General features: G+C 72.8%; 18 protein-coding genes. 9 read left to right on the top strand and 9 right to left on the bottom strand.

Features of this window, described 5'->3' with window-relative positions:
• Positions 1-49 precede the first annotated feature (49 nt).
• Positions 50-1,249, top strand: a complete 1,200-nt coding sequence (locus tag AB0H37_RS20085; protein WP_360614288.1) for a low temperature requirement protein A — start codon at positions 50-52, stop codon at positions 1,247-1,249.
• 33 nt (positions 1,250-1,282) lie between these two features.
• On the opposite strand, the gene AB0H37_RS20090 is transcribed toward AB0H37_RS20085, so the two are convergent.
• The 5 genes from AB0H37_RS20090 to AB0H37_RS20110 form a co-directional block, all read right to left on the bottom strand.
• Complete coding sequence (locus tag AB0H37_RS20090) at positions 1,283-2,047, bottom strand: SDR family NAD(P)-dependent oxidoreductase (RefSeq protein WP_179837992.1); 765 nt, start codon at positions 2,045-2,047, stop codon at positions 1,283-1,285.
• Positions 2,048-2,154: 107 nt separating this feature from the next.
• Entirely contained in the window at positions 2,155-2,757 is a 603-nt protein-coding gene (locus tag AB0H37_RS20095) for a TetR/AcrR family transcriptional regulator (RefSeq protein WP_179837993.1), read from the bottom strand.
• Between the two features lie 159 nt (positions 2,758-2,916).
• A complete protein-coding gene (locus AB0H37_RS20100; RefSeq protein WP_360614290.1) occupies positions 2,917-3,099 on the bottom strand; it encodes a hypothetical protein in 183 nt (60 codons plus the stop codon).
• A gap of 239 nt (positions 3,100-3,338) precedes the next feature.
• Positions 3,339-5,228: a hypothetical protein gene (locus AB0H37_RS20105; RefSeq protein ID WP_360614292.1), complete on the bottom strand. Its 1,890-nt coding sequence runs from the start codon at positions 5,226-5,228 to the stop codon at positions 3,339-3,341.
• A gap of 312 nt (positions 5,229-5,540) precedes the next feature.
• On the bottom strand, positions 5,541-6,170 hold the full coding sequence (locus AB0H37_RS20110) for a hypothetical protein (RefSeq protein WP_329097997.1): 630 nt from the start codon (positions 6,168-6,170) through the stop codon (positions 5,541-5,543).
• Positions 6,171-6,555: 385 nt separating this feature from the next.
• On the opposite strand from AB0H37_RS20110, the gene AB0H37_RS20115 reads away from it, so the two are divergent.
• Positions 6,556-7,782, top strand: coding sequence for a helix-turn-helix domain-containing protein (locus AB0H37_RS20115; protein WP_329097995.1), 1,227 nt, complete (start codon positions 6,556-6,558; stop codon positions 7,780-7,782).
• Positions 7,783-7,815: 33 nt separating this feature from the next.
• The gene (locus AB0H37_RS20120; RefSeq protein WP_360614294.1) at positions 7,816-9,054 is read left to right on the top strand and encodes a helix-turn-helix domain-containing protein; all 1,239 of its coding nucleotides are present in this window, start codon (positions 7,816-7,818) and stop codon (positions 9,052-9,054) included.
• A gap of 70 nt (positions 9,055-9,124) precedes the next feature.
• Here the strand turns inward: AB0H37_RS20120 and AB0H37_RS20125 are convergent, their stop codons facing one another.
• Positions 9,125-10,627, bottom strand: coding sequence for a cryptochrome/photolyase family protein (locus tag AB0H37_RS20125; protein WP_360614296.1), 1,503 nt, complete (start codon positions 10,625-10,627; stop codon positions 9,125-9,127).
• Positions 10,628-10,794: 167 nt separating this feature from the next.
• On the opposite strand from AB0H37_RS20125, the gene AB0H37_RS20130 reads away from it, so the two are divergent.
• Both AB0H37_RS20130 and AB0H37_RS20135 read left to right on the top strand, forming a co-directional pair.
• The gene (locus AB0H37_RS20130; protein WP_329097989.1) at positions 10,795-11,910 is read left to right on the top strand and encodes a Vms1/Ankzf1 family peptidyl-tRNA hydrolase; all 1,116 of its coding nucleotides are present in this window, start codon (positions 10,795-10,797) and stop codon (positions 11,908-11,910) included.
• Positions 11,911-12,087: 177 nt separating this feature from the next.
• The gene (locus AB0H37_RS20135) at positions 12,088-12,591 is read left to right on the top strand and encodes a DUF2267 domain-containing protein (protein ID WP_360614298.1); all 504 of its coding nucleotides are present in this window, start codon (positions 12,088-12,090) and stop codon (positions 12,589-12,591) included.
• A gap of 6 nt (positions 12,592-12,597) precedes the next feature.
• On the opposite strand, the gene AB0H37_RS20140 is transcribed toward AB0H37_RS20135, so the two are convergent.
• Both AB0H37_RS20140 and AB0H37_RS20145 read right to left on the bottom strand, forming a co-directional pair.
• The gene (locus AB0H37_RS20140) at positions 12,598-14,373 is read right to left on the bottom strand and encodes a phosphoribosyltransferase family protein (RefSeq protein ID WP_360614300.1); all 1,776 of its coding nucleotides are present in this window, start codon (positions 14,371-14,373) and stop codon (positions 12,598-12,600) included.
• 224 nt (positions 14,374-14,597) lie between these two features.
• Positions 14,598-15,536 carry a ribose-phosphate pyrophosphokinase gene (locus AB0H37_RS20145; protein ID WP_360614302.1) on the bottom strand — a complete coding sequence of 313 codons (939 nt, stop codon included), beginning with the start codon at positions 15,534-15,536 and terminating at the stop codon, positions 14,598-14,600.
• Positions 15,537-15,718: 182 nt separating this feature from the next.
• Between AB0H37_RS20145 and AB0H37_RS20150 the strand changes: the two genes are divergently transcribed.
• From AB0H37_RS20150 to AB0H37_RS20165, 4 genes are all read left to right on the top strand, one after another.
• On the top strand, positions 15,719-15,922 hold the full coding sequence (locus AB0H37_RS20150; RefSeq protein ID WP_179838001.1) for a DUF1918 domain-containing protein: 204 nt from the start codon (positions 15,719-15,721) through the stop codon (positions 15,920-15,922).
• 17 nt (positions 15,923-15,939) lie between these two features.
• Positions 15,940-16,743, top strand: coding sequence for an HPF/RaiA family ribosome-associated protein (locus AB0H37_RS20155; RefSeq protein ID WP_329097981.1), 804 nt, complete (start codon positions 15,940-15,942; stop codon positions 16,741-16,743).
• Positions 16,744-17,144: 401 nt separating this feature from the next.
• A complete protein-coding gene (locus tag AB0H37_RS20160) occupies positions 17,145-18,416 on the top strand; it encodes a PQQ-binding-like beta-propeller repeat protein (protein ID WP_360614305.1) in 1,272 nt (423 codons plus the stop codon).
• A gap of 123 nt (positions 18,417-18,539) precedes the next feature.
• A complete protein-coding gene (locus tag AB0H37_RS20165) occupies positions 18,540-19,091 on the top strand; it encodes a hypothetical protein (RefSeq protein ID WP_360614307.1) in 552 nt (183 codons plus the stop codon).
• A gap of 6 nt (positions 19,092-19,097) precedes the next feature.
• Here the strand turns inward: AB0H37_RS20165 and AB0H37_RS20170 are convergent, their stop codons facing one another.
• Positions 19,098-19,826 (bottom strand): HD domain-containing protein, encoded by a 729-nt coding sequence (locus tag AB0H37_RS20170; RefSeq protein ID WP_360614309.1) that lies wholly within the window; start codon positions 19,824-19,826, stop codon positions 19,098-19,100.
• Positions 19,827-19,982: the final 156 nt, after the last annotated feature.

A 19,982-nucleotide genomic window follows, 5' to 3' on the forward strand; every position in this document is an offset into this window, starting at 1 on the left:
GCCCCGCTGACCAGCGGCGACGCGGTTTCCGTACCGGTATCCTGTGGCGGTGGCAGACCTCCCGTGGCGGCGCCCGGCGATCACGCCGGAATCCCATCGGGCGACCTCCTTCGAGATCTTCTTCGACCTCGTCTTCGTGTTCGCGATCACCCGGGTCGTCTCGTTCATGGCGCATTCCCCGTCCGCTCTGTCCCTGGCGCGGGGGCTGATCCTGTTCCTGCTGCTCTGGTGGTCCTGGGCGGCGTACGCCTGGCTCGGCAACCGGGTGCGCGCCGACCGCGGGGTGGTCCGGACCGGGATGCTGGTGGTCATGGCGGCCCTGTTCGTCGCCGCGCTGGTCATGCCGGACGCCTTCGGCCGCCACGCCGGGACGGTCGACGCGCCGCTCGTCCTGGCGGTGGCCTTCTGCGTCGTCCGGGCGGTCTACTTCGGCCTGTACCTGTCCTCGGTGGCGGGCGACCGCAGGCTGCGCGACCAGCTCCTCCTTGACGCGATCCCACAGACGATCTCCCTGATCGCGCTCCTCGCGGGGGCGGTGCTCGGGGGGGCCTGGCAGACCGTGCTGTGGGCCGCCGCGTTCGCCGTCGACTTCGGCGGGGGCCGGATCGCCTCCGGCCTGGGCGGCTGGTCGGTCCGCAGCGCCGGCCACTTCGCCGAACGGCACCGCATGGTGCTGATCATCGCGCTGGGCGAGTCCCTGATCTCCGCCGGCGCCGGGGCGGGCGACTCGGTGGCCGATGCGATGGTGCTCCTAGCCGCGCTGGTCGGGTTCGTCGCCGTCGTCTGCCTGTGGCTGCTGTACTTCCGGGGCCTGGCGGACGCCGCCGAGGACGCCCTCGAACGCGCGTCCGGCCTGCGCCGCGCCCAGATCGCCCGCGACGCCTACACCATGGTCCACTTCCCGCTCATCGCCGGTGCCCTCTACATCGCCCTGGGCGCCCACGAAGTCCTGGCGGAACTGTCCGGCGACACCGCCGACCACGGTCGGCCCCTGGAATGGCCCGTCTTGACCGCCCTGTATGCGGGGGCCGCCGTGTTCCTGCTGGGGCGGGCGGCGTTCGCCAGGCTCACCGTCCGTTCCGTTCCGGGGGTCCCGCTGGTGGTCGCCGTGGCGTTCTTCCCGCTGATCCCCGTTGCCCGGCTTCTGCCCGCGATCGCCGCGCTCGGTCTCGTGAGCGCGCTGCTCCTCGCGCTGGTCGCCTTCGAGTGGCGGACGTCCGCGCGGTACGGCGGAGCGGAACCCGGCTGACGGCCGCGCGCAGGGTGGCGCGGAACGATCGCGTCAGGCGGCGATGACGGCCGTCGTGGTACGGCCGCCGTCCACGTCCAGGGTGATGCCGTGGACGAAGGCGGCCTCCTCGGCGGCCAGGTAGACGGCGGCGTGCGCGATGGCCTGCGGTTTGCCCATGCCTCCGGCCGGAGTACCGACCATCATGGCCTCGCCCGGGTGCCGCTCGCCCGGCGCGGGTTCGAGGATCACGCCGGGAGAGATCGCGTTCACGCGGACGCCGTGCGGGCCGAACTCCGCGGCCCACGCCCGGGTGAGGGTCTCCATCGCGCCCTTGGTGGAGCTGTAGAGCGCCCCCACGGGGACGCCCAGGCGCGCGATCCACGACCCCAGGTTGATGATCGCGCCGCCGCCGGCCTCGACCATGGCGGGGGCGACCGCCGCGGTCAGGAAGAACGGCGCCTTCACGTTGACCGCGTAGACCCGGTCGAACGTCTTCTCGTCGGTGGCCGCCGTGCCGTCACCGGGGTAGATCCCGGCGTTGTTGACCAGGACGTCGATGCCGCCGCCGAGAACCGACGCCGCCTCGCGCGCCAGAGCCTGCGAGGCCTCGGCACTGCCGTCCAGGTCGGCCTGCACGAAGTCGGCGCGGCCGCCCAGTGCGCGGATGCCGTCCACGACCTCCCGGCCCCGCCCGGCGCTGCGGCCGGACACGATCACGTGCGCGCCCTCTGCGGCGAAGGCCTCCGCGATCGCCCGCCCGATGTTGCTGGTCGATCCGGTCACCAGCGCCCGCTTGCCTTCCAGCCGTCCGCTCATCACGTGCTCCCCTCGGCCACCCGTGCCGCTCGCTCGTGCCGCTCGGGCCGGTCGGCCCGTGCGGCACCCGCCACTCTGCAAGGGGAAAAATGGACCCGCAAGTCCAATCACGCGGGCGCGAGACGGCGCAGGTCGTCGATCGCCTGGTCGAGGGCGGCCCGCAGGTGGGAGGAACGGCCCGTCGACTGGAGGATCGTCACGCCGCCCTGGATGCCCGCCAGCAGCGCGGCCGCCCGCTGGTCGGCGTCCACGCCGGCGGGCAGGTGTCCGGCGGCCTGCAGGGAGCGGATCCCGGCGGCCAGGCTCGCCTGCCACTGGTTCATCAGCTCGACCACGATGGCGCGCGCTCCGGGAGTGGCCCGGCCGACCTGGAGGAACAGCGAGCCGAGGGGGCACCGGTCGCCCTGCGCCTCGTAGCGTTCGACCACCACGTCGCGCCACCGCCGCCACGCCTCCCACGAGTCCAGGCGTCCCAGGTAGGGCTGCTGGTCGTCCAGGACCTGATCGGCTTCGTAGCGCGCGACCGCGAGCAGCAACTCGTCCTTGCCCGCGGGGAAGTAGTGGAACAGCTGGCTCTTGCTGGCCCGGGTGCGCGCCATGACGTCTTCGAGGGTCGCGAAGGCGACTCCCCTGTCCCGCATCACCTCGGCGGCGCCCTCGATGATCCGGTGCCGGGTCGCCGCGCCCTTCGCCGTCAACGTCTTCCGCACGTCCCGCCTCCCCGAACTGGACCAGCAAGTCCAACTTAGCGCGGGAGGGGCCGAGCCCCCGGAGCTCCCTTCACCTCGCCGCGGGAGAGCAGGGCGGCGAAAGGCTCGTCTCAGAGAAAAAGCGCCGCCGGTGCCCGAATCGGGCCGCCCCCTGGAGGATCAGTGTCCCGACATGATCGCGATGGCGGCGAAGAAAAGGATCAGCCCGCCGACGATCTCCCAGAAGCCGGGATAACCGTTCTGCTGCCAGTTGCGGTGCAGGTCGTCACTGTTGCGCCGCCGCCTGTCCTCGGAATCCCAGCGGGAGGACCGGTCCCGCTGCCAGTTGTGGTAGTCGTTCATTCTCTGCTGATGACGGTAATGATCGTCGTGCATTGTCGTCCTCCCCGTTTGCCATTCACAGCATGACAGTCATGCTGATCGACTACTAGAGGGCCCACTGACAATGGCGGTCGATCGGCATTAAAGGCGACGGCCATGCGCTTCGCCCGTCCGGGGACTGCCCGTCCACAGGGTGTGGACGGCGCGGAGACGCCCCCGGAGGAAGAGCCTTCGGGGGCGTCTCCGCTTGGGTTCTGTTCCTAGCGGCGGGCCTTGACCTTGTAGGTGGCCTTCTTCGGGGCCGGGGTGGGGGCCTTGGCCGCCTTGCGCGGGGTCTTCCCGGACTTGAGGATCTGCTTGAGCCTGGCGGCGACCGGGCCGGACGCCAGGGCCTGCGGGGTGTTGCTCTGGTTGATCCCGTTGCCCAGGTTGAGGACGCCGGTCAGCTTCATGGAGTTCTGCGACGCGGGCGACGGCAGGCCCATGAGCTGGTTGATGACGCCGTCGAGCAGGCCGAACGGGCCGCAGCCCTTGGCGGCGGGGACCTCGATGGGCGCCTCCAGGGAGACGGCCGCGGGGACGAAGCCGAGGTGCGGATCGCCGTTCGGGGCGCCGGCCAGGAAGGTGGTCGGCAGGCTCGCGGTGATCGGGCCGATGGTGCAGGTCGTGCCGAGCAGCTGATTGTTGAGGTGCACGTTGAGCGGCACCCGGACGCCGAGCCCGCTGTCGGTGAGGTAGGCGTGCACCTTGCCGGCCAGCGTCTGGCTGATCGTCAGGCGGTTGACGTCCCACATCGCGGCGGGCGACTTGCCGAGGATCGGGCCGATCAGCGGCAGCTGCCCGATGAGGCCGCCCGGAACGTCCACCGGCGGGGAGATGAGCTGCTGGCCGACCACGGGCGGGTCGAGGACGAAGTCGCCGGTCTCGTCGGGCGCGCCGAGGGAGCCGGTGATGCGGATGGCGCCGCTCGGGAGGCTCTGCCGGAAGGTGCCGATCTTGACGTCGCCGCCGGTGGTGACCTGCGTCTGGCAGAGGGACTCCATCGCGCACTGGTTCTGGAAGCGCGCGCCGGGGTTGGGGCTCGCACCCGGGGCCGAGGCGGGCACCGCCGGGTGGGACGTGCCGGACGGCGGGTCGGCCGGGTCGAAGTGCCCGATCAGGCCGCGGCCGGGCTCGGTGAACCACAGGTGGCCGCCGGGGCCGTTGACGATGCGGGTCGGCGCCGAGAGGGTCGCCGGCAGCGGGTACTCGGCGATCTCGCCGGTGGCGGGGTCGAGGCTGCCGATGTTGCTGGCGGCGGCCTCGGTGAACCACAGCTTGCCGTCCCGCGCGACGATGCCGGTCGGGTCGGAGTCGGGACGCGGCGGAGCGTACTCGGCGACCTCGCCGGTGGCCGGGTCGATGCTGCCGATCCGGCCGACGCCGGGCTGGGTGAACCAGACCTTGCCGTCCGGGCCCGGCACGATGTCGCCCATGCCCGGGTAGCCCTGGAAGGTGAACGGCGTGTCGTAGGGGGTGACCTGGCCGGTGGCGGGGTCGAGCCGGCCGATCCGGCCGCTGGTGTCGGTGAACCACACCGCCTGGTCCGGGCCCACGGTGACCGCGTACGGGGTCAAGCCCGTCGCGTACGCCGTGACGTTCCCGGACGGGTCGACCCGGCCGATCGAACCGGAGTACCCGCCGGTGATCCACACCGAGCCGTCCGGGCCGGGCGCGACGCCGTTGACCTGGGCGTTGGCGAAGTTCACGTCGCCCGTCGTCGGCAGCTCGAACAGCGTCGCGGCGCCGCTCGCCGGGTTCACGCGCCCGACGCGCGGGACGCTGAGGGACATGTCGGTGAACCAGAGGGCGCCGTCGCTCGCGGCCGTCATCGCGTCCGGGACTCCGACCTGGTGCTGCGAGTTCTCACTGATCTTGAACTCGGTGACCTTGCCGTCGGCGCCGACGCGGCCGATGCCGCCGGCGTTCGCGGCGTACCAGAGGGTGCCGGCCGGTCCGGCGGCGAGACCGACCGGTGCGACGTCCGGCACCGGCAGCGCCACCTCGGTCACCCGGCCGTCGGCCGACGCCGGCGGCACCGCCGCGAGCGGGCTCAGGCCCAGGACCGCGGCGAGGGCGAGTGAACCCGCCCGTGTACGTCGATGGCGCATGCCATCGCCTCCTATGGTTCCTCGTCCCCGAAAGCCGACAGGAGCAGCGGTGATCGCAACGGACCACGGGGACCAATAGAAACGCTGGAGTGTCCGGAATCAAGCAAGATCGCCGGAACGGGCCGCTACCGGCCAACCGGTACACCGGAACGTTCCGGGACGCAGCGCCGGACGCGGGCCGCGATCGCGCTCGGGGCGCCTCCTGCGGACAGGCGGCGAGCCGGAAACGCGTCGGCGTTTCCGGCTCGCCAAGCGGTGCGGAGGCCAGAGGGGGTGGGCCGCCTCCGCGGTCGTGTGCGCAGGATCAGGGCGTCACGGCGAGGTGACGTTGATCTGCGGGAAGGTCCCGCCGCTGTTCTTGACGATGTAGGCGCCGACCAGCGAGGCGGAGTCCCCGCTGTTCGCGATGCCCAGGCAGCCGGAGGTGACGTTGCTGATCGTCAGTCCGCTGCCGGTGGCCGTCAGCTTGCCGGTGCCGTTGGTGTACGAGCCGGCGGCCGTGCCGGCGATGTCCATCTGGCAGAGGCCGAAGGCCGCCGAGGCGTGCGCGGAGATGCCGCTGATGCTGCCCGCGGTGACGCCGCCCGACGTGGCGCCCGTGACGTTCACCTTCCAGGGAAGGGCGTTCGGCGTCACGGTGAAGGTGAAGCCGCCGCCCTTGCAGCTGGTGAACGAGATCGCGCTGATCGAGCCGACCTGGAGCGGCGAGTTGCCGCTCTTGACCCCGTTCGGGATGCTGCCGGTGCCGGTGGACGCGGTACAGGTCACCGCGATGCCGGTGGTGGTGTCGGTGATGACGAGGTTGCCGGAGTTGGTGGCGGTCACCGAGCCGCCGTTCGTCACGGTCGCGGTGAGGGCCGCCGCGTAGGCGGCGGGGGTGAGGAAGAGCGCGAGAGCGGACGCGCTCGTGGCGGCGAGGGCCACAGAGGTGATCTTGCGCACGGGGAATGACCTTTCCTGGGGGTGGGACCGGGTGCCTGGGGACGGGCACGGGCCTTCCTGCGTGGGTGGGTGTGAGCTCACCATTCACCTACTAGCCGGTACGGTAAGCGGAGATTTTCACGGCCGACAAGGTTCGGGCGCGGGACCGACGCCGATTTCGGCAAGGTCTGTCAACGGATGAGTAAAACGCTCCGCGGAGTTTGTGCGCCGATGAGGACGCACCGGGCGCGCTGAAGCGGTCCGACCGGAATGCATCATGAAGGCTCACCGATACTGGCAGCTCCGTTGACTCTCCGCGACGAAAGCCTGTCAGCGACCCTATTCCTTTTCGCGGCGCCGTTCCGGGCCCTTTTCCGACTAGGGGCCCCTGGGTATTTTGAACGGCATGTCGCTTCCGGTGGGGCAGCCCGCGTCGGCGCTCGGACGGGAGGGTGCGATCGTGCGACCCGAACCGGCGCCTCCCGAACTCGTGGAGGTCCTGCGGTCGGGGCTCCCCGGACTGGCCGAGGAGATCTACACGGCCGTCCGCGCCACCGTCCCCGACTACGCGGTCGCGGACGGCGGCCCGCCCAGCCCGGAACGGGTCGTGCGGGAGGCCATGCGCACCTACGTGGCGCGCTTCGCCGACCCGGCCGAACCGCTGGACGGGCTGCTGGAGCTGCTGCACTCGTTCGGCCGCAAGGAGGTCACCGGCAACCGGAGCCTGGAGTCCCTGCACGCCGCGATCCACATCGCCTTCGACACCTCCTGGCACCGGATCACCGAGGTGTGCGTCCGCAACAAGGTGTCGGGCGCCGACCTGGCCCGCGTCGCGGAATTCCAGATGGCCTTCATGGACCAGATCATCGACCCGATCGTCGAGGCCTATCTGGACCAGGGGCTGAAGGCGCCGGTCGACCTCGTCCATGCGCGCAGGCTGCTGATGCGGGGCCTTTCCACGCGTCCGGTCGCCTCCCGCGAGGTGGTCGAGCACCTCGCGGCCAGGCTGGGGTGGAACGTGCCGGAGACGGCGACGCCGGTCGCGGTCCGCCGCGGCACGCGATGGCGGCCCGCCGCCGCGCGCCGCGACGTCCTGTCGGCCCTCGGCGGGACCGCGCCCTGGCTGCTCGTGCCCGGCGGGGTGGACGAGGCCCGGCGCGCGCTGCTCGGCGCGGCGCTCGACCGCGGGCCCGTCGTGGTCGGCCTGACCGTGCCGCTCGGCGAGATCCCCGACGCGCTGCGCTGGGCCCGCGGCGTGCTCGCCCTCGCCGAGGACGGCGTGATCGACGCCGCGCCGCTGATCCGCGCCGAGGACCACCTCCTGGACCTGTGGCTGACGTGCGACCCGCCCCTCGTGGAGGAGATCGCACGCCGCCGGCTCGGCGGCCTGGCCGTCCTGCCCGAGGGCAAGCGGCGCGCGCTCACCGAGACGCTGCGGGTCTGGCTGGAGCAGTGGAGCACGGCCGCGGACGTCGGGCGGCGGCTGCACCTGCACCCCCAGACCGTCCGGTACCGGCTGCGGCAGATCAGGAAGGAGATCGGCGACCGGCTGGACGATCCCGAGACGCGCTTCGTCCTGGAGGCGGTCCTGAAGGCCCGCCGGCGGACGCCGCCGGGCCGGCCCGCCTCCTGACACCCCCGTCACCCACCCCACGGAGCGTGTGCGATGCCGAGGCCATCATCTCCAGGCGGCGGCGCGTCGCCGCCGGAGTCCGCCGAACTGCGCGCCCTCGTCGCGGCGCTGTCCCCGGACGTCCGGACGACCGTCGTCCCGGGCCTCGTCGACGAGATCGTGGAGAGGATCCGCGCCGCGATCCCCGCCTACGCGCGGCCTCCCGGAAGCGCTTACAACCACGTCATCCGCACCGCCGTCGAACGCAATGTGCTCGGGTTCCTGGACTGGCTGGCCGACCCCGCGCGGCCGCTCGACCGCCGGGACGAGCTGTGCCGCAAGATGGGCGCGTTCGAGGTGATGGAGGGGCGCCCGCTCACGGTGATCCAGTCGGCCTACCGCGCCGCGACGCAGGTGGCGTGGTCGCGTATCCGGGCGATGCTGGACGACCGGGTCGCGTCCGTCCTGGCGGTCTCCGCGCTGGCCGAGGCCGTCATCACCTACATGGACGATGCGGCGGCCCTGTCCAGGGAGGGCTACGAGCGGGCCAAGGCGGAGGCGTGCGACGGACGCGCCGCCGCCCGGCTGGCCCTTCTGCGCGCGCTCGTCGGCCCCGCATCGTCGGCCGTGCCGGACCCGGCCGCCGATTGGCCGCTTCCCGACGAGGTCACGCTCGTCGCCCTGCCCTCTGGGACTCTGCCCGTCTGCCCCTTACTGGACGCCGACGTCCTGCTCGACCCGGAGGACCCGGCGCCCTACCTCCTCGTCCCCGGCCCGCTCACCGGCGACCGGCGGGCGATGCTGGAAGCGGCCCTGGCCGGGGAGCGTGCCGCGGTGGGCCTGACCGTCCCCCGGGCTCGTGCCGCCGACTCGCTCCGCTGGGCCAGGCGCCTGCTCGACCTGAAGGACGTCCTGCACGACGGCACGCTCACCCTGTGCGAGGACCACCTGATGAGCCTGTGGCTGCTGGCCGACGGCGCGCTGATGGACCAGATGACGCGCCGCGGCCTGGCGCCCCTCGCCCCGCTCAGCGAGCGGCGCAGGCTGCCGCTCGTCGACACGCTCGCCGTCTGGCTGCGTACCCGGGCGCCCGCGACGCGGATCAGCGAGGAGCTCGGCGTGCACGTGCAGACCGTCCGGTACCGGATGCGGGTCCTCGAACACCTCCTCGGCGACGAACTCGCCGACCCCGGCACCCGGTTCGCCATCGAGGCCGCGCTGCGCACCCACCGGCTCCGTGCCCGAAGCCTCGGTGCCCGGCCGGCGCCCTGCCCGCCCGGCACCGGGGCCTGACCGGCGGGCCCGGCGCCGATGGGGGACACCTGATCGTTCCGGCGCCGGTCCCCTGCGGGCGGCCGGGTGTTCAGGGGGCGGCGTTCGGGTCGCGCCGGCGGGCGTCGCCGAGCACCTCGTCCAGGTCGCCGAGGCGCTCCAGTTGCATGACGGCGCGGGCGGTGCGGTAGTTGTGAGAGAGCCGTTCGCGGTGGCGGTGGACGAACTCCCAGTACCCGGCGGTATAGGGGCAGGCCCGCTCACCGGTGCGTTCGGTGGGCCGGTAGGCGCAGGGGCCGCACAGGTCGCTCATGGTGTTGATGTAGGCGCCGCCCGAGGCGTACGGCTTGGTGGTGATGCGGCCGCCGTCGGCGTACTGCGACATGCCGATCACGTTGGTGAGCATCACCCAGTCGTAGCCGTCCACGAAGCAGCGGTGGAACCAGTCGGTCACCGCCGCCGGATCCCAGCCGCGCTGGAGGGCGTGGTTGCCCAGGATCATCAGCCGGGGGATGTGGTGCACCCAGCCCCGATCGCGGACCTGCGCGAGCGTCGTCGAAAGGCAGTGGGCCTGGACGGCGTCGGCGTCCAGGGAGGCGAACCAGTCCGGCAGCGGCGCGTCGTGCCCGAGGGCGTTGGACTCGCGGTAGCGGGGGCCGAAGTACCAGTAGAGGTTCCACATGTACTCGCGCCACCCGGCGACCTGCCGGACGTAGCCCTCGACGGAGTTGAGCGGCGCATCGCCCGCGCGGTAGGCGCCTTCGGCGGCCTCGACGCACTCGGCCGGGTCGAGCAGCCCGAGGTTGAGCGAGGCGGACAGCAGGCTGTGGCTCATGGCCCAGTCCTCGGCCAGGATCGCGTCCTCCCACCGGCCGAAGGTGGGGAGGCGCTTCTTCACGAAGGCGCGGAGGGCGCGCTGGGCCTCGGCACGGCCGGCCGGGAACAGTCGGGGGCCGTCCCGGCCGACGAACGAGACCTCTCCGCTCCGCTCCCAGCGGTCCAGATCGGCCCTGACCCGCTCGTCGATCTCGTCTTCGCGCGGCCGGTAGGGGGCGGGCACCGGCAGTGTCGCCTCGCCCCTGGGCGGGGGCTCGCGGTTGTCCTTGTCCAGGTTCCACTGCCCGCCGGCGGGCTGATCGCCGTCCATCAGCAGGTCGTGGTCCTGGCGCACCCGCCGGTAGAAGCTCTCCATCCGCAGTCGCCCGCCGGCGGACTCCGCCCACCGGCCGAACGCCTCGGGCTGGACGAGGAAACCGCGCGGCGGAAGCACCTCCACCTGCTGGAGGCCCCGCACGAAGCCGAGGGCCGCGTGGGACGTGGGGTGGTGGACGGTCACGGGGGCGTCGCCCACGGCTTGTTCCAGGCCGTCGCGGTACGTCTCCGCCTGGACGTAGCGGACGCGGTCCCCGAGCTCGGCCGCGCGGTGCCGCATCGCGGACAGGACCAGGTGCGCCTTGGCGCGGTGGAAGCGGCGCCGACGGAGGACCGCCCGCGACTCGATCATGACGATCTCGGCGTCCGGGCGTAGGAAGTGCGGGCCCAGCTGGTCCCCGAACAACCAGTGGAAACCGGTTTCCGAACGGTCGTGAGCCACGCCGATCCTCCCCCTGGACGTCTGGACTCCCGCTCAGTGTGGGGGACGGCCCGTCGCCGGCGAAGGCGGCGCGCGACGCGGTCCGTCAGGGGCGGGCTCACGAAGGTCCGGCGACCTGCGGACCTTCGTCCCTAATCGGACGGCGGCCCGCTGTACAGGCTGTTTGCATGAAGCCGGACGAGAAAACCGCGACCGAGACCCTGCGTCGGCTCTGTTCTGGAGGGCCGGTCACAACGGTCTACTTCAACCTGACCGCGCCTCCCGGGGAGGAGGACGCCGCGCTGCGCTGGGAACGGCTGGGCAGGCGGCTCCGCGCGCAGGGAGCCGACGGCGCCGTCGTGGACGCGCTGGACCGGCTGGTCGCGAGGGCGGAGCCGGGCTCCGGAGCGCTGGCCGCCTTCGCCTTCGACGGCGACCCCGCGCCCACGGTGGTCGAGATGCCGGAGGCGCGGCAGCCCGATCTCGCCGTCCACGGTCCCCTGCCGCGCCTCCTGCCGCTGCTGGCATGGCTCCAGGAGCGTCCGCCGTACGTGCTGACCCTCGTCGACCGCAAGGGCGCCGACATCGAGACGTGCCGGGGCGGGACGGGGACCGCGACCACGAGGACGGTCGACGGCCCCGACGACGAGATCGTGCGCAACGCGCCGGGCGGCTGGTCCCAGTCGCGCCACCAGCACCGCGCCGAGGACTCCTGGGAGCACAACGCGACCAGGGTGGCGCACGCCCTCGCGGACGATCTCGCCGTGACCGGGGCGCACGTGCTGCTCCTCGGCGGCGACGTGCGCGCCATGCAGTACCTCACCAAGCACCTTCCCGAGGGCGTCCGCCATGAGGTGACCGTCGGTCACGTCTCCGGAGGACGGAACCGGGACGGCGCACGGCGGCGGCGCCAGACGCAGGTCCGGGAACAGGTGAGCCGGTGGGCGGGCGAGGAGACCCGCGGGCTGCTGGAGCGGCTGGACGAGGGGCGGGGCCCGTCCGGTCTCGCGGTGGAGGGCGCGGCCGCGACCCTGCGGGCGCTGGCCCGCGGCCGGGTCGACACGCTGCTGGTGACCGACGACCCCGCGGACCGGCGGACGGCCTGGTTCGGCCCCGCGCCGACGCAGGTGTCCGACCGGCGGGCGTCCCTCGCCGAGTCGGGCGCGGACCCGGTGGAGCACGGGCGGCTGGTGGACGTCGCCGTCCGCGCCGCCGTGCTCACCGGGGCGGAGGTGCGCGTCCTGGAGCCCGGGGCGCCGGATCTTCCCGCGCAGGGCATCGGAGCCTTGTGCCGCTATGCTTGAAGCGCCGTCATGCGTGACGGCGGTACCGACTTCCCGCGGGCGCACCGTCGCTCGTCATGGCGTCCGGACCTGCGGAAACGCTCCCCACCTGGGGACCTTCGTCCCTGCCGCCGCGTGCTCGGGCGGCGGCACGCTGGAATCGTCCGTGTTCGCCGAAACCGCTCTGGAGCCGTTGCGATGACGTTCACAGGGATACAGGGGCTGGATCGGAGCATCGACACCACCAACCGGTGGATCGCCGATGTGGCCGCAGCGTTCGGCACCGAGGACCGCCGGTTCGCCTATCGGGCGCTGCGGGCCTGGATGCACACGCTGCGCGACCGGCTGACGGTCGAGTCCGCCGCGCATCTGGCCGCCCAGCTGCCGGAACTGCTGCGCGGGGTGTACTACGACGGGTGGAGCCCCGGTCACGTGCCCCACAAGTACGACCTGCGCGAGATCACCGTCCACTACGCCGAGCAGGCGGGCATCGGACGCGACGACGTGCCCAAGACGGCGGCGATCGTCACCGAGGTCGTGTCCTCCAAGATGGCGCCGGGAGGCGTGGAACAGGCGTTGTGGAAGCTCCCCGAGGAGCTCCGCAAGCTCTTCCAGCCGGGCGGCGAGCGGGCAGGACGTGCCGGGGAGCGTCCTGCGGCCCGTGCCGCGGCTCCTCCCGCGGCGCCCCGAGCCGTCATGTGAGGCAGGTCAGCGCATGTAGGCGAGGAACCAGTCTCTGGCGTGGTCGGTCACGGCCCGCAGGGCGCCCGGCTCCTCGAACAGGTGGGTGGCGGTCGGCACGATGGTCAGCTGGTTCTGGCAGCGCATGCGCCGCTGCGCGCGCTGGTTGAGGCCGATCACCTGCCGGTCCGCGCCGCCCACGATCAGCAGCGTGGGGGCGCGGACGTCGCTCAGGCGGCGTTCGGCCAGGTCCGGGCGTCCGCCGCGGGAGACGACGGCGGCGATATCGGCGCCGGGCTCGGCCGCGGCGCAGAGCGCCGCCGCCGCACCGGTGCTCGCCCCGAAGTAGCCGATGCGGGCGCCGGCGATGTCCGGCCGGTCGCGGAGCCAGGCGGTGGCGGCGACGAGCCGGTCGGCGAGCATGCCGATGTCGAAGACCTTGCCGCGGTCGAGTTCCTCCCCGGTGGTCAGCAGATCGAACAGCAGCGTTCCAAGGCCCGCCTGGTTGAGCCCGGCGGCGACCAGCCGGTTGCGCGGGCTGTGCCTGCCGCTCCCGCTGCCGTGCGCGAACGCCACGACCCCACCGGCCCGAGCGGGGACGGTGAGATGCCCGGTGAGCTCCACGAACCCGCCGTCGATCCATACCTCCTCGTCGACGACCGGCGGACCGTCGGCATCCGCGCCGGGACCGGACGCCCCGGACGGGTTGGTGGCCCCGGCAGGATGGGCGTTCCCGCCGGGGTCGACGATCCCACCGGGCTTTGCGGCCCCGCCCGGGTTTGCGGCTCCGCCGGGGTCGGTGCCTCCACCCGGGTTGGCGATCCCGCCCAGGTCGGCGGCCCCGCCGGGGTTGGTGGCTCCGCCCGGGTGGACGGCTCGGCCGGTGCCGGCGGCTCCGGCAGGACCGGCCCCGCGAGGGTCGGCGCCCCCGCCGGAATCGGCGCCCCCACCAGGGTTGGCCTCACCCGGGCTCGCGCCGCGAGGGTCCGCTGCTCCGCGAGGGTCGGTGCCCCCGGCAGGGCCGGGGGCCCCATCCGGGCCGGCGGCTCCGCCGGGGTTGGTGGCTCCGCCGGGATGGGCGGCGTCGGCGGGGTTCGCGGTTCCGGCGGGCCTTGCGGGGCCGGAAGGATCGGCGGGGTCGGAATCGTGCCGGGCGTTGGTCGGCGGGGTCGCGGCTCGATCCAGGAGTTCGACCACCTCGCCGTCGGACGTCTGGCCGAACTCGCGGTACCACTGGCCGACGGCGTGGAAGAGGTCTGGTTCCAGCACGCAGACCACGTCGTCGGCGGTGCGGCGCAGGCCGGCGATGATGTCGGGCGAGCCGACGGGGACCGCCAGGATCACGCGGCGGGCGCCCTGGGCGCGGACGACCTGGCAGGCGGCGCGGGCTGTGGCGCCGGTGGCGACGCCGTCGTCGACGACGACGGCCGTGCGGCCGCCCAGTTCGACCCGGGGGCGGCCCCGGCGGAAGCGTTCGACGCGAACGTCCAGTTCGGACTGCTCGCGCCGTTGCGCGTCGGTCAGGTCGGTCTCGCCGAGGCCCGTGCGCCGGACGATCTCGTCGTTGACGACCAGCACCCCGCCCTCACCGATGGCGCCCATGGCCAGCTCGGGCTGGAAGGGGACGCCCAGCTTGCGGACCACGATCACGTCCAGCGGCGCGCCCAGCGCCCGCGCGACCTCGAAGGCGACGGGCACCCCGCCGCGCGGCAGCCCCAGCACGACGGCGTCCCGGCCGCGCAGACCGCCCAGCCGCTCGGCCAGGCGCCGTCCGGCGTCGGCGCGGTCGTCGAAGTCCAGCATCGTCGCCTCCCGGGTCGGGGTGCGGGCCCCACCGCCACCGGGCGGCGGGCCTCGTGGAGCGCGACCTGGAGCACCGGCTCCAGGAGCATCTGGGGCGGCAGGCCGATCCCCCGGACGCCTCCCTTCTCTACCGCGAGGGTGTTTCCCTCCTCACCGGACGGAAACGCCCAGGTAGAAGCGGCTTCGGAGGTCGCCACGGCGGCGCGCTGCGAGTTCTGGATCGATCAGCCGCGCACCAGCAGGGTCTCCAGGGATTGCCCGTTGTGCAGGCGGCCGATGGCGTCGGCGATCAACGGGCCCACGGACCGCACCCGGAGCCGCGCCGCCGCCCGTGCTTCGCCCACCGGGAGGGTGTCGGTGACCAGCAGGCAGCGGATCGGGAGCCGGCCGAGCCGGTCCCGCGCGGCCGGCACCAGCGGCCCGTGCGCCGCGGCCACCGTGATGTCGGGCGAGGCGCCGTGGTCCAGCAGCACGCGCACGGCCGCCTCGATCGTCCCGCCGGTGCTGATCATGTCGTCCACGATGACCGCGGGCCGGCCCTCAACGTCGCCGACCAGTTCCTCGGCGTGGACGCTCTCGCCGCTCACCCGCGTCTTGCGCACCACGGCGACCGGGCGCCGCAGCAGCCGCGCGTAGTGCTCGGCGGGCTTGACGGCGCCGAGGTCGGGCGCGACCAGCACGGCGGTCTCCGGTGTCAGATCCGCCAGCTCGTCCGCCAGGATCGGGACGGCCGTCAGCATCTCCACCGGAACCGGGCACATGGCCTCCAGGGCGACGGCGTGCGGCTCCACGACGACCAGCCGGTCCGCCCCCGCCGAGGCCAGCGCGTCGAGTGCCACCCTGGCGCCCACCGCCTGCCCCGCCCGGTCGCGCCGATCCTGCCGGGCGTACCCGAAGTACGGCACGACCGCGGTGACGATCTCGGCGCCGCCCCGGCGGCACGCGTCCAGGAGCAGCAGCAACTCGACCAGATGGTCGTTGACCGCGGGCCCGGTGGGCTGCACCACGTAGACGTCCCCGCCCTGGACGCCGTGCACGATCGGCCGCAGCTCGCCGTCCGGGAACCTCTCCACGTCGCAGGGCACCGGCCGGACGCCCAGCGCGGCCGCGACGGCGGCGGCGAGCCCCGGATGAGCCGTCCCCGCCACGATCCGGGTCGGCATCGCGCTCCTGTTCGACATCGCCCTCCCGTCGCCGGCCGCACACCGGAACTCTTCCCCTCCCCCCGCCGGATAGCCAGATTCGCCGCATACTGACTGACCTGCACAAAAAATGGACCTTCGGCCCTGGTGGCGCCCTTCCGCTCGCCCGCACGATGGACTCAGGGCGACGTGAGGGGGACACGATGCGAGCCAGCGAAGGCGACCGGCTGATCGTCCATGGACACCACGTGGGCGAGGCGGCCCGCAGGGCCGAGATCCTCGAAGTGCACGGACGGGACGGAGAGCCGCCCTACCTGGTGCGGTGGGACGACGGGCACGAGACCACGTTCTTCCCGTCCTCGGACTCCACCATCGAGCACCAGCCGGCCGAGTGGGTGAAGCGGTAGAGCGACGGGGGGACGACATGGACCGCGCGACGACCAGGGCCGCTCCCGAGGTGGCCGTCGAACACCGGGGAAGGGTGCCCGAGGGCGCCACCGACTACGCGCGCTCCAAGGTCGGCGCGGTCTTCCGGCACGCGTCGGAGCCGGTGCTGTTCGCGCGCGTGAAGCTGATCATGTCGCCCGCTCCGGCGGGGCCGCGTCCGGCGACGGCCCAGGCCAACCTGGACGTCAACGGCCGCCTGGTCCGGGCGCAGGTGGCGGCGCCGAGCATGACCGAGGCCGTCGACCGGCTCCACGACCGGCTGCGGAACCGGCTCGACCGGATCTCCCGGCACTGGGAGGCCCGCCGCGGCGCCTATCCCACGAGCCCCGCGCCGGGGCCGCACGAGTGGCGGCACGGCGCCGAGCCGACGCACCGTCCGGACTACTACCCGCGTCCTCCGGAGGAGCGGGAGCTGATCCGGCACAAGTCGTTCACGCTGAGCGCCGAGACGCCCGACGAGGCGGCCTTCGACATGGAGGTGCTCGACTACGGGTTCCTGCTGTTCACCGACGTCGAGACGGGCGAGGACAGCGTCATCTACCCCGCCGACCACGGGTACCGGCTGGCGCAGGCGACCCCGCGCGGACGGGTGGGCACGCCCCGCGCCATCCCGCTGACGATCAGCCCGCGGCCCGCGCCCAGGCTGACCCTCCAGGAGGCGACCGAGCATCTGGAGGCGACCGGCCTGCGCTGGGTGTTCTTCCGCGACGCCGAGACCGAACGGGGCAACGTCCTCTACCACCGCTACGACGGGCACTACGGCCTGATCATTCCCGCGTAGCGCGCGGCGGCGCCGAAGCCCTGACCGGCGACCCCGTTTCGGTCGCCTTGAGTCCTTAAGGGCCCTTCCGTACGCATGATTCGGCCCGCCTCCGCATCCTCCACCAGGCGACAAGAAATCCCTCACCATCGGGTCTTGCGGCGCACTCCACCCCTGCTTACTATCCAGTAACCAAAGTCTGAATACGGTGATGTTCGGATTTGGGCGGATTTCATATGCAGCCCACAAGGCGAGCGGAATCCAGGGTCGGCCATGCCCCCGACCGTTCATCACCGCGCAGCCGGCGCCGCGGCCCGCGCGGGAGGGTCCCCGCCTGCCGCCGTGCGCGCCGGCACGGACGCGGAAGGGTTCCGCGCTCCCGCCCCCTCTGGGCGACCCCCACCCCCTTGGGAGAAGCAAGCATGCACGCTGCGACCACCCCTGCCCGCCCCAGACCGCACCGCCGCCTGCGGAGCATCGCCGCCGCGGCCGTCCTGGCGGCCGGTGCCATCGCCCCCGCCGTCACCGCGACCACCGCGCACGCGGCCCCCCTGCGCGAGGTGATGTTCGTCGGCAACAACTGGGAGGGCACCGCCGACGTCATCAAGTCCAGCGGCGACTTCGCCAAGATCGGCCGGATCAACGTCGTCCCCGACCGGAGCCAGCGGCTCACCGCGATCTACCTCAACCCGATCAACCTGGCCGTCTTCCTGGGCATCCGGGCCACCGCCGGCGAGGGGCACGACCAGCTCGTCGACGACCTGTACTCCACCCCCGACGGCTCCGCCCTGGTCGCCTCGCGGCCCAGCTTCGGCGACGTCGTCTCCATCGACCTGACCACCGGGAAGGTCAGGTGGCGGTTCGCCGTCTCGGGCTACCGCGCCGACCACATGTCGGTCTCCCCCGACGGCACCAAGGTCGCCGTGTCGGCCTCGCTCGGCAGGGTCGTCCACGTCCTGGACATCAACACCGGCAAGCAGCTCGGCTCGTTCGCCACCGGCGACAAGCCCCACGAGAACATCTTCACCAGGGACGGCAGGTACATCCTGAACATGTCCATCGGGAACGTCGAGACCGACTTCGACGACCCGTCCCAGGACTGGACCAAGGGCGACCGCCATCTCACCATCGCCGACACCTCCACCTACAAGGTCGTCAAGACCATCGACATGCGCTCGCGCCTGGACGCCTTCGGCCGCAAGGACCTGTCGAACGCGATCCGGCCCGCGGTGTTCTCCCCGGACGAGTCCAAGCTGTACTTCCAGGTCTCGTTCTTCAACGGCCTCGTGGAGTACGACATGGCCACCGACAAGATCACCCGGGTGAAGACCCTGCCCAAGAACCCGGCCACCAGCGACGACCGCACCACCTTCGTCAACGACTCCCGCCACCACGGCCTGTCGATGAGCCCCGACGGAAGCAGGCTCTGCGTCGCCGGGACCATGGACGACTACGCCACCATCGTCAACCGCTCGTCCCTCCAGGAAGGCCCCCTGGTCACCGCGTCCAAGCCCTACTGGGCCACCGTCAGCGGCGACGGCCGCGCCTGCGTCATCTCCGAGAGCGGCGCCGACCAGGTCACCGCCATCGACTTCGGCACCGGCCAGAAGATCACCTCCGTCCCCGTCGGCGACCACCCCCAGCGCGTCCGCCTGGCCCACGTCCCGGCCACCTGGACCGGCACCACCGGCTGACCCCCCGACCCGCGCGACCGGGACGCAGGGCCCGCCCCGCGTCCCGGTCCGCCGCCCCACACGGGATCGCCGGTGTTCGGCGATCTCTTGTTGGATGGGGCCTGGTGGGAGGTGACGAACCGGATGGCTCTACGTGCGGATGTGGCCGCGATGCTCGCGGACGCCGGGATGCTCGACGCGGAGGTCGACGAGGCCGTCGAGGACGAGCATGTGCGGGTACGCGTCTACGGCGAGGTGGTCGCGGCGGTCGCCGCGTCCCGCCGCCCTGACGCCGAGCGCCGGATCGTGGCCCTGATCCTGCGCGATCCCGTTTCGTCGGTGGCCAAGACGGCGGTCGTCCAGCTCGTGGACGAGGTCGCGATGAGGTCCGCCGGTCAGGGCGAGTTCCAGCGTTGGGCGGCCGGGCTCCTGCCGGAGCTGCGGAGACTCGATGCGGAAGGGCACGGCCCGTTCGTACGTCGCCGCGTCCACGACTGGTCGGTCCACCTGGCGATCGAGGACGGGCGGACGCCGGCCGCCGCCGAGTTGGCGGGCACCACGCCCTGGATGCAGCGCATGCTCGCGGAGAAGGTCACCTCCCTGCCGGTTCTCACGCTGCTCGCCGAGAGCGGCGGGACGAGGAAGATACGGAACATCGCCGGGCGGCGGGCCGACGCGCTGATGAGAGGGCGGTAGAGGACGTCAGGTCGCCTGGCCGGCGAGGGCGTGCCCTTGCAGGATGGCGGTGAAGCGTTCGTCGGCGCGGTCGAGCTGGCCGGTGATGTGCTGTTTGATCCGCTCCTTGAGCGGCGTGTCGGGGCGGTTGACCAGGTCCTTGAGCTCCGGGACCAGCGGCCGGTACTTGCGGGCCAGCTTGCGGAGCTTCGGGCCGGTGGTGTGGATCAGGCCGACGCCGTTGTCGGTGAAGTCGGAGACCTTGATGATGCGGGCGGCCGGGTGGCGTTCCAGGCTTTCGACGACGTGGGCGCGGTACTGGGCGTGGACGTCCCGGCCGCGGTCGTACACCGGGTTGGTGACGGCGCGGACGATTTCGGCGACGCGCGGCCCGAACTCGGCGGACAGGACGCCGAGGGCCGCCTCCGCCGGGTCGGCGTGCCCGTCCCCGGCCAGGTCGGTCGGGTGGTCCTCGACGGAGTCGTGCATGAGGGCGGCGACGAGGAGGTCCGCGTCGTCCACCTCGTAGTGGCACATCACGCGCAGCGTCACCCGGAGCAGATGGTTGACCACGGGCTCGCGGACGCGCCGGTCCTGCCGGTGCAGGTCGCCGGCCAGCGCGAGCGCCGTGCTCAGCCGCCGCCAGTCCGGCTCACGGAACCGCAGGATCTCGCGGGAGAACCGGTCGCGGAGTCCGGCCTCGCCGTACACCTCGGTGATCGTGTGGAGCGGAAGAGTCTGCAGATAGCTGGGCACCGTGCTCCCCTCGCGCGGAAGATGCGCCCGTCCGCGGGCCGGAGGGGCGTTCCCGCGTACCGATCCGACGCCGTCCGCGATCATCCGGTTCCGTTCCGTCGCGCGTTCTCGCTGGTCGTGGACGGCTCGGTCGGCGTTCGAAAGAATTCTCGAATC

The sequence above is a fragment of the Actinomadura sp. NPDC023710 genome, from assembly GCF_040639875.1.
In the GTDB taxonomy this organism is placed as follows: domain Bacteria; phylum Actinomycetota; class Actinomycetes; order Streptosporangiales; family Streptosporangiaceae; genus Spirillospora; species Spirillospora citrea.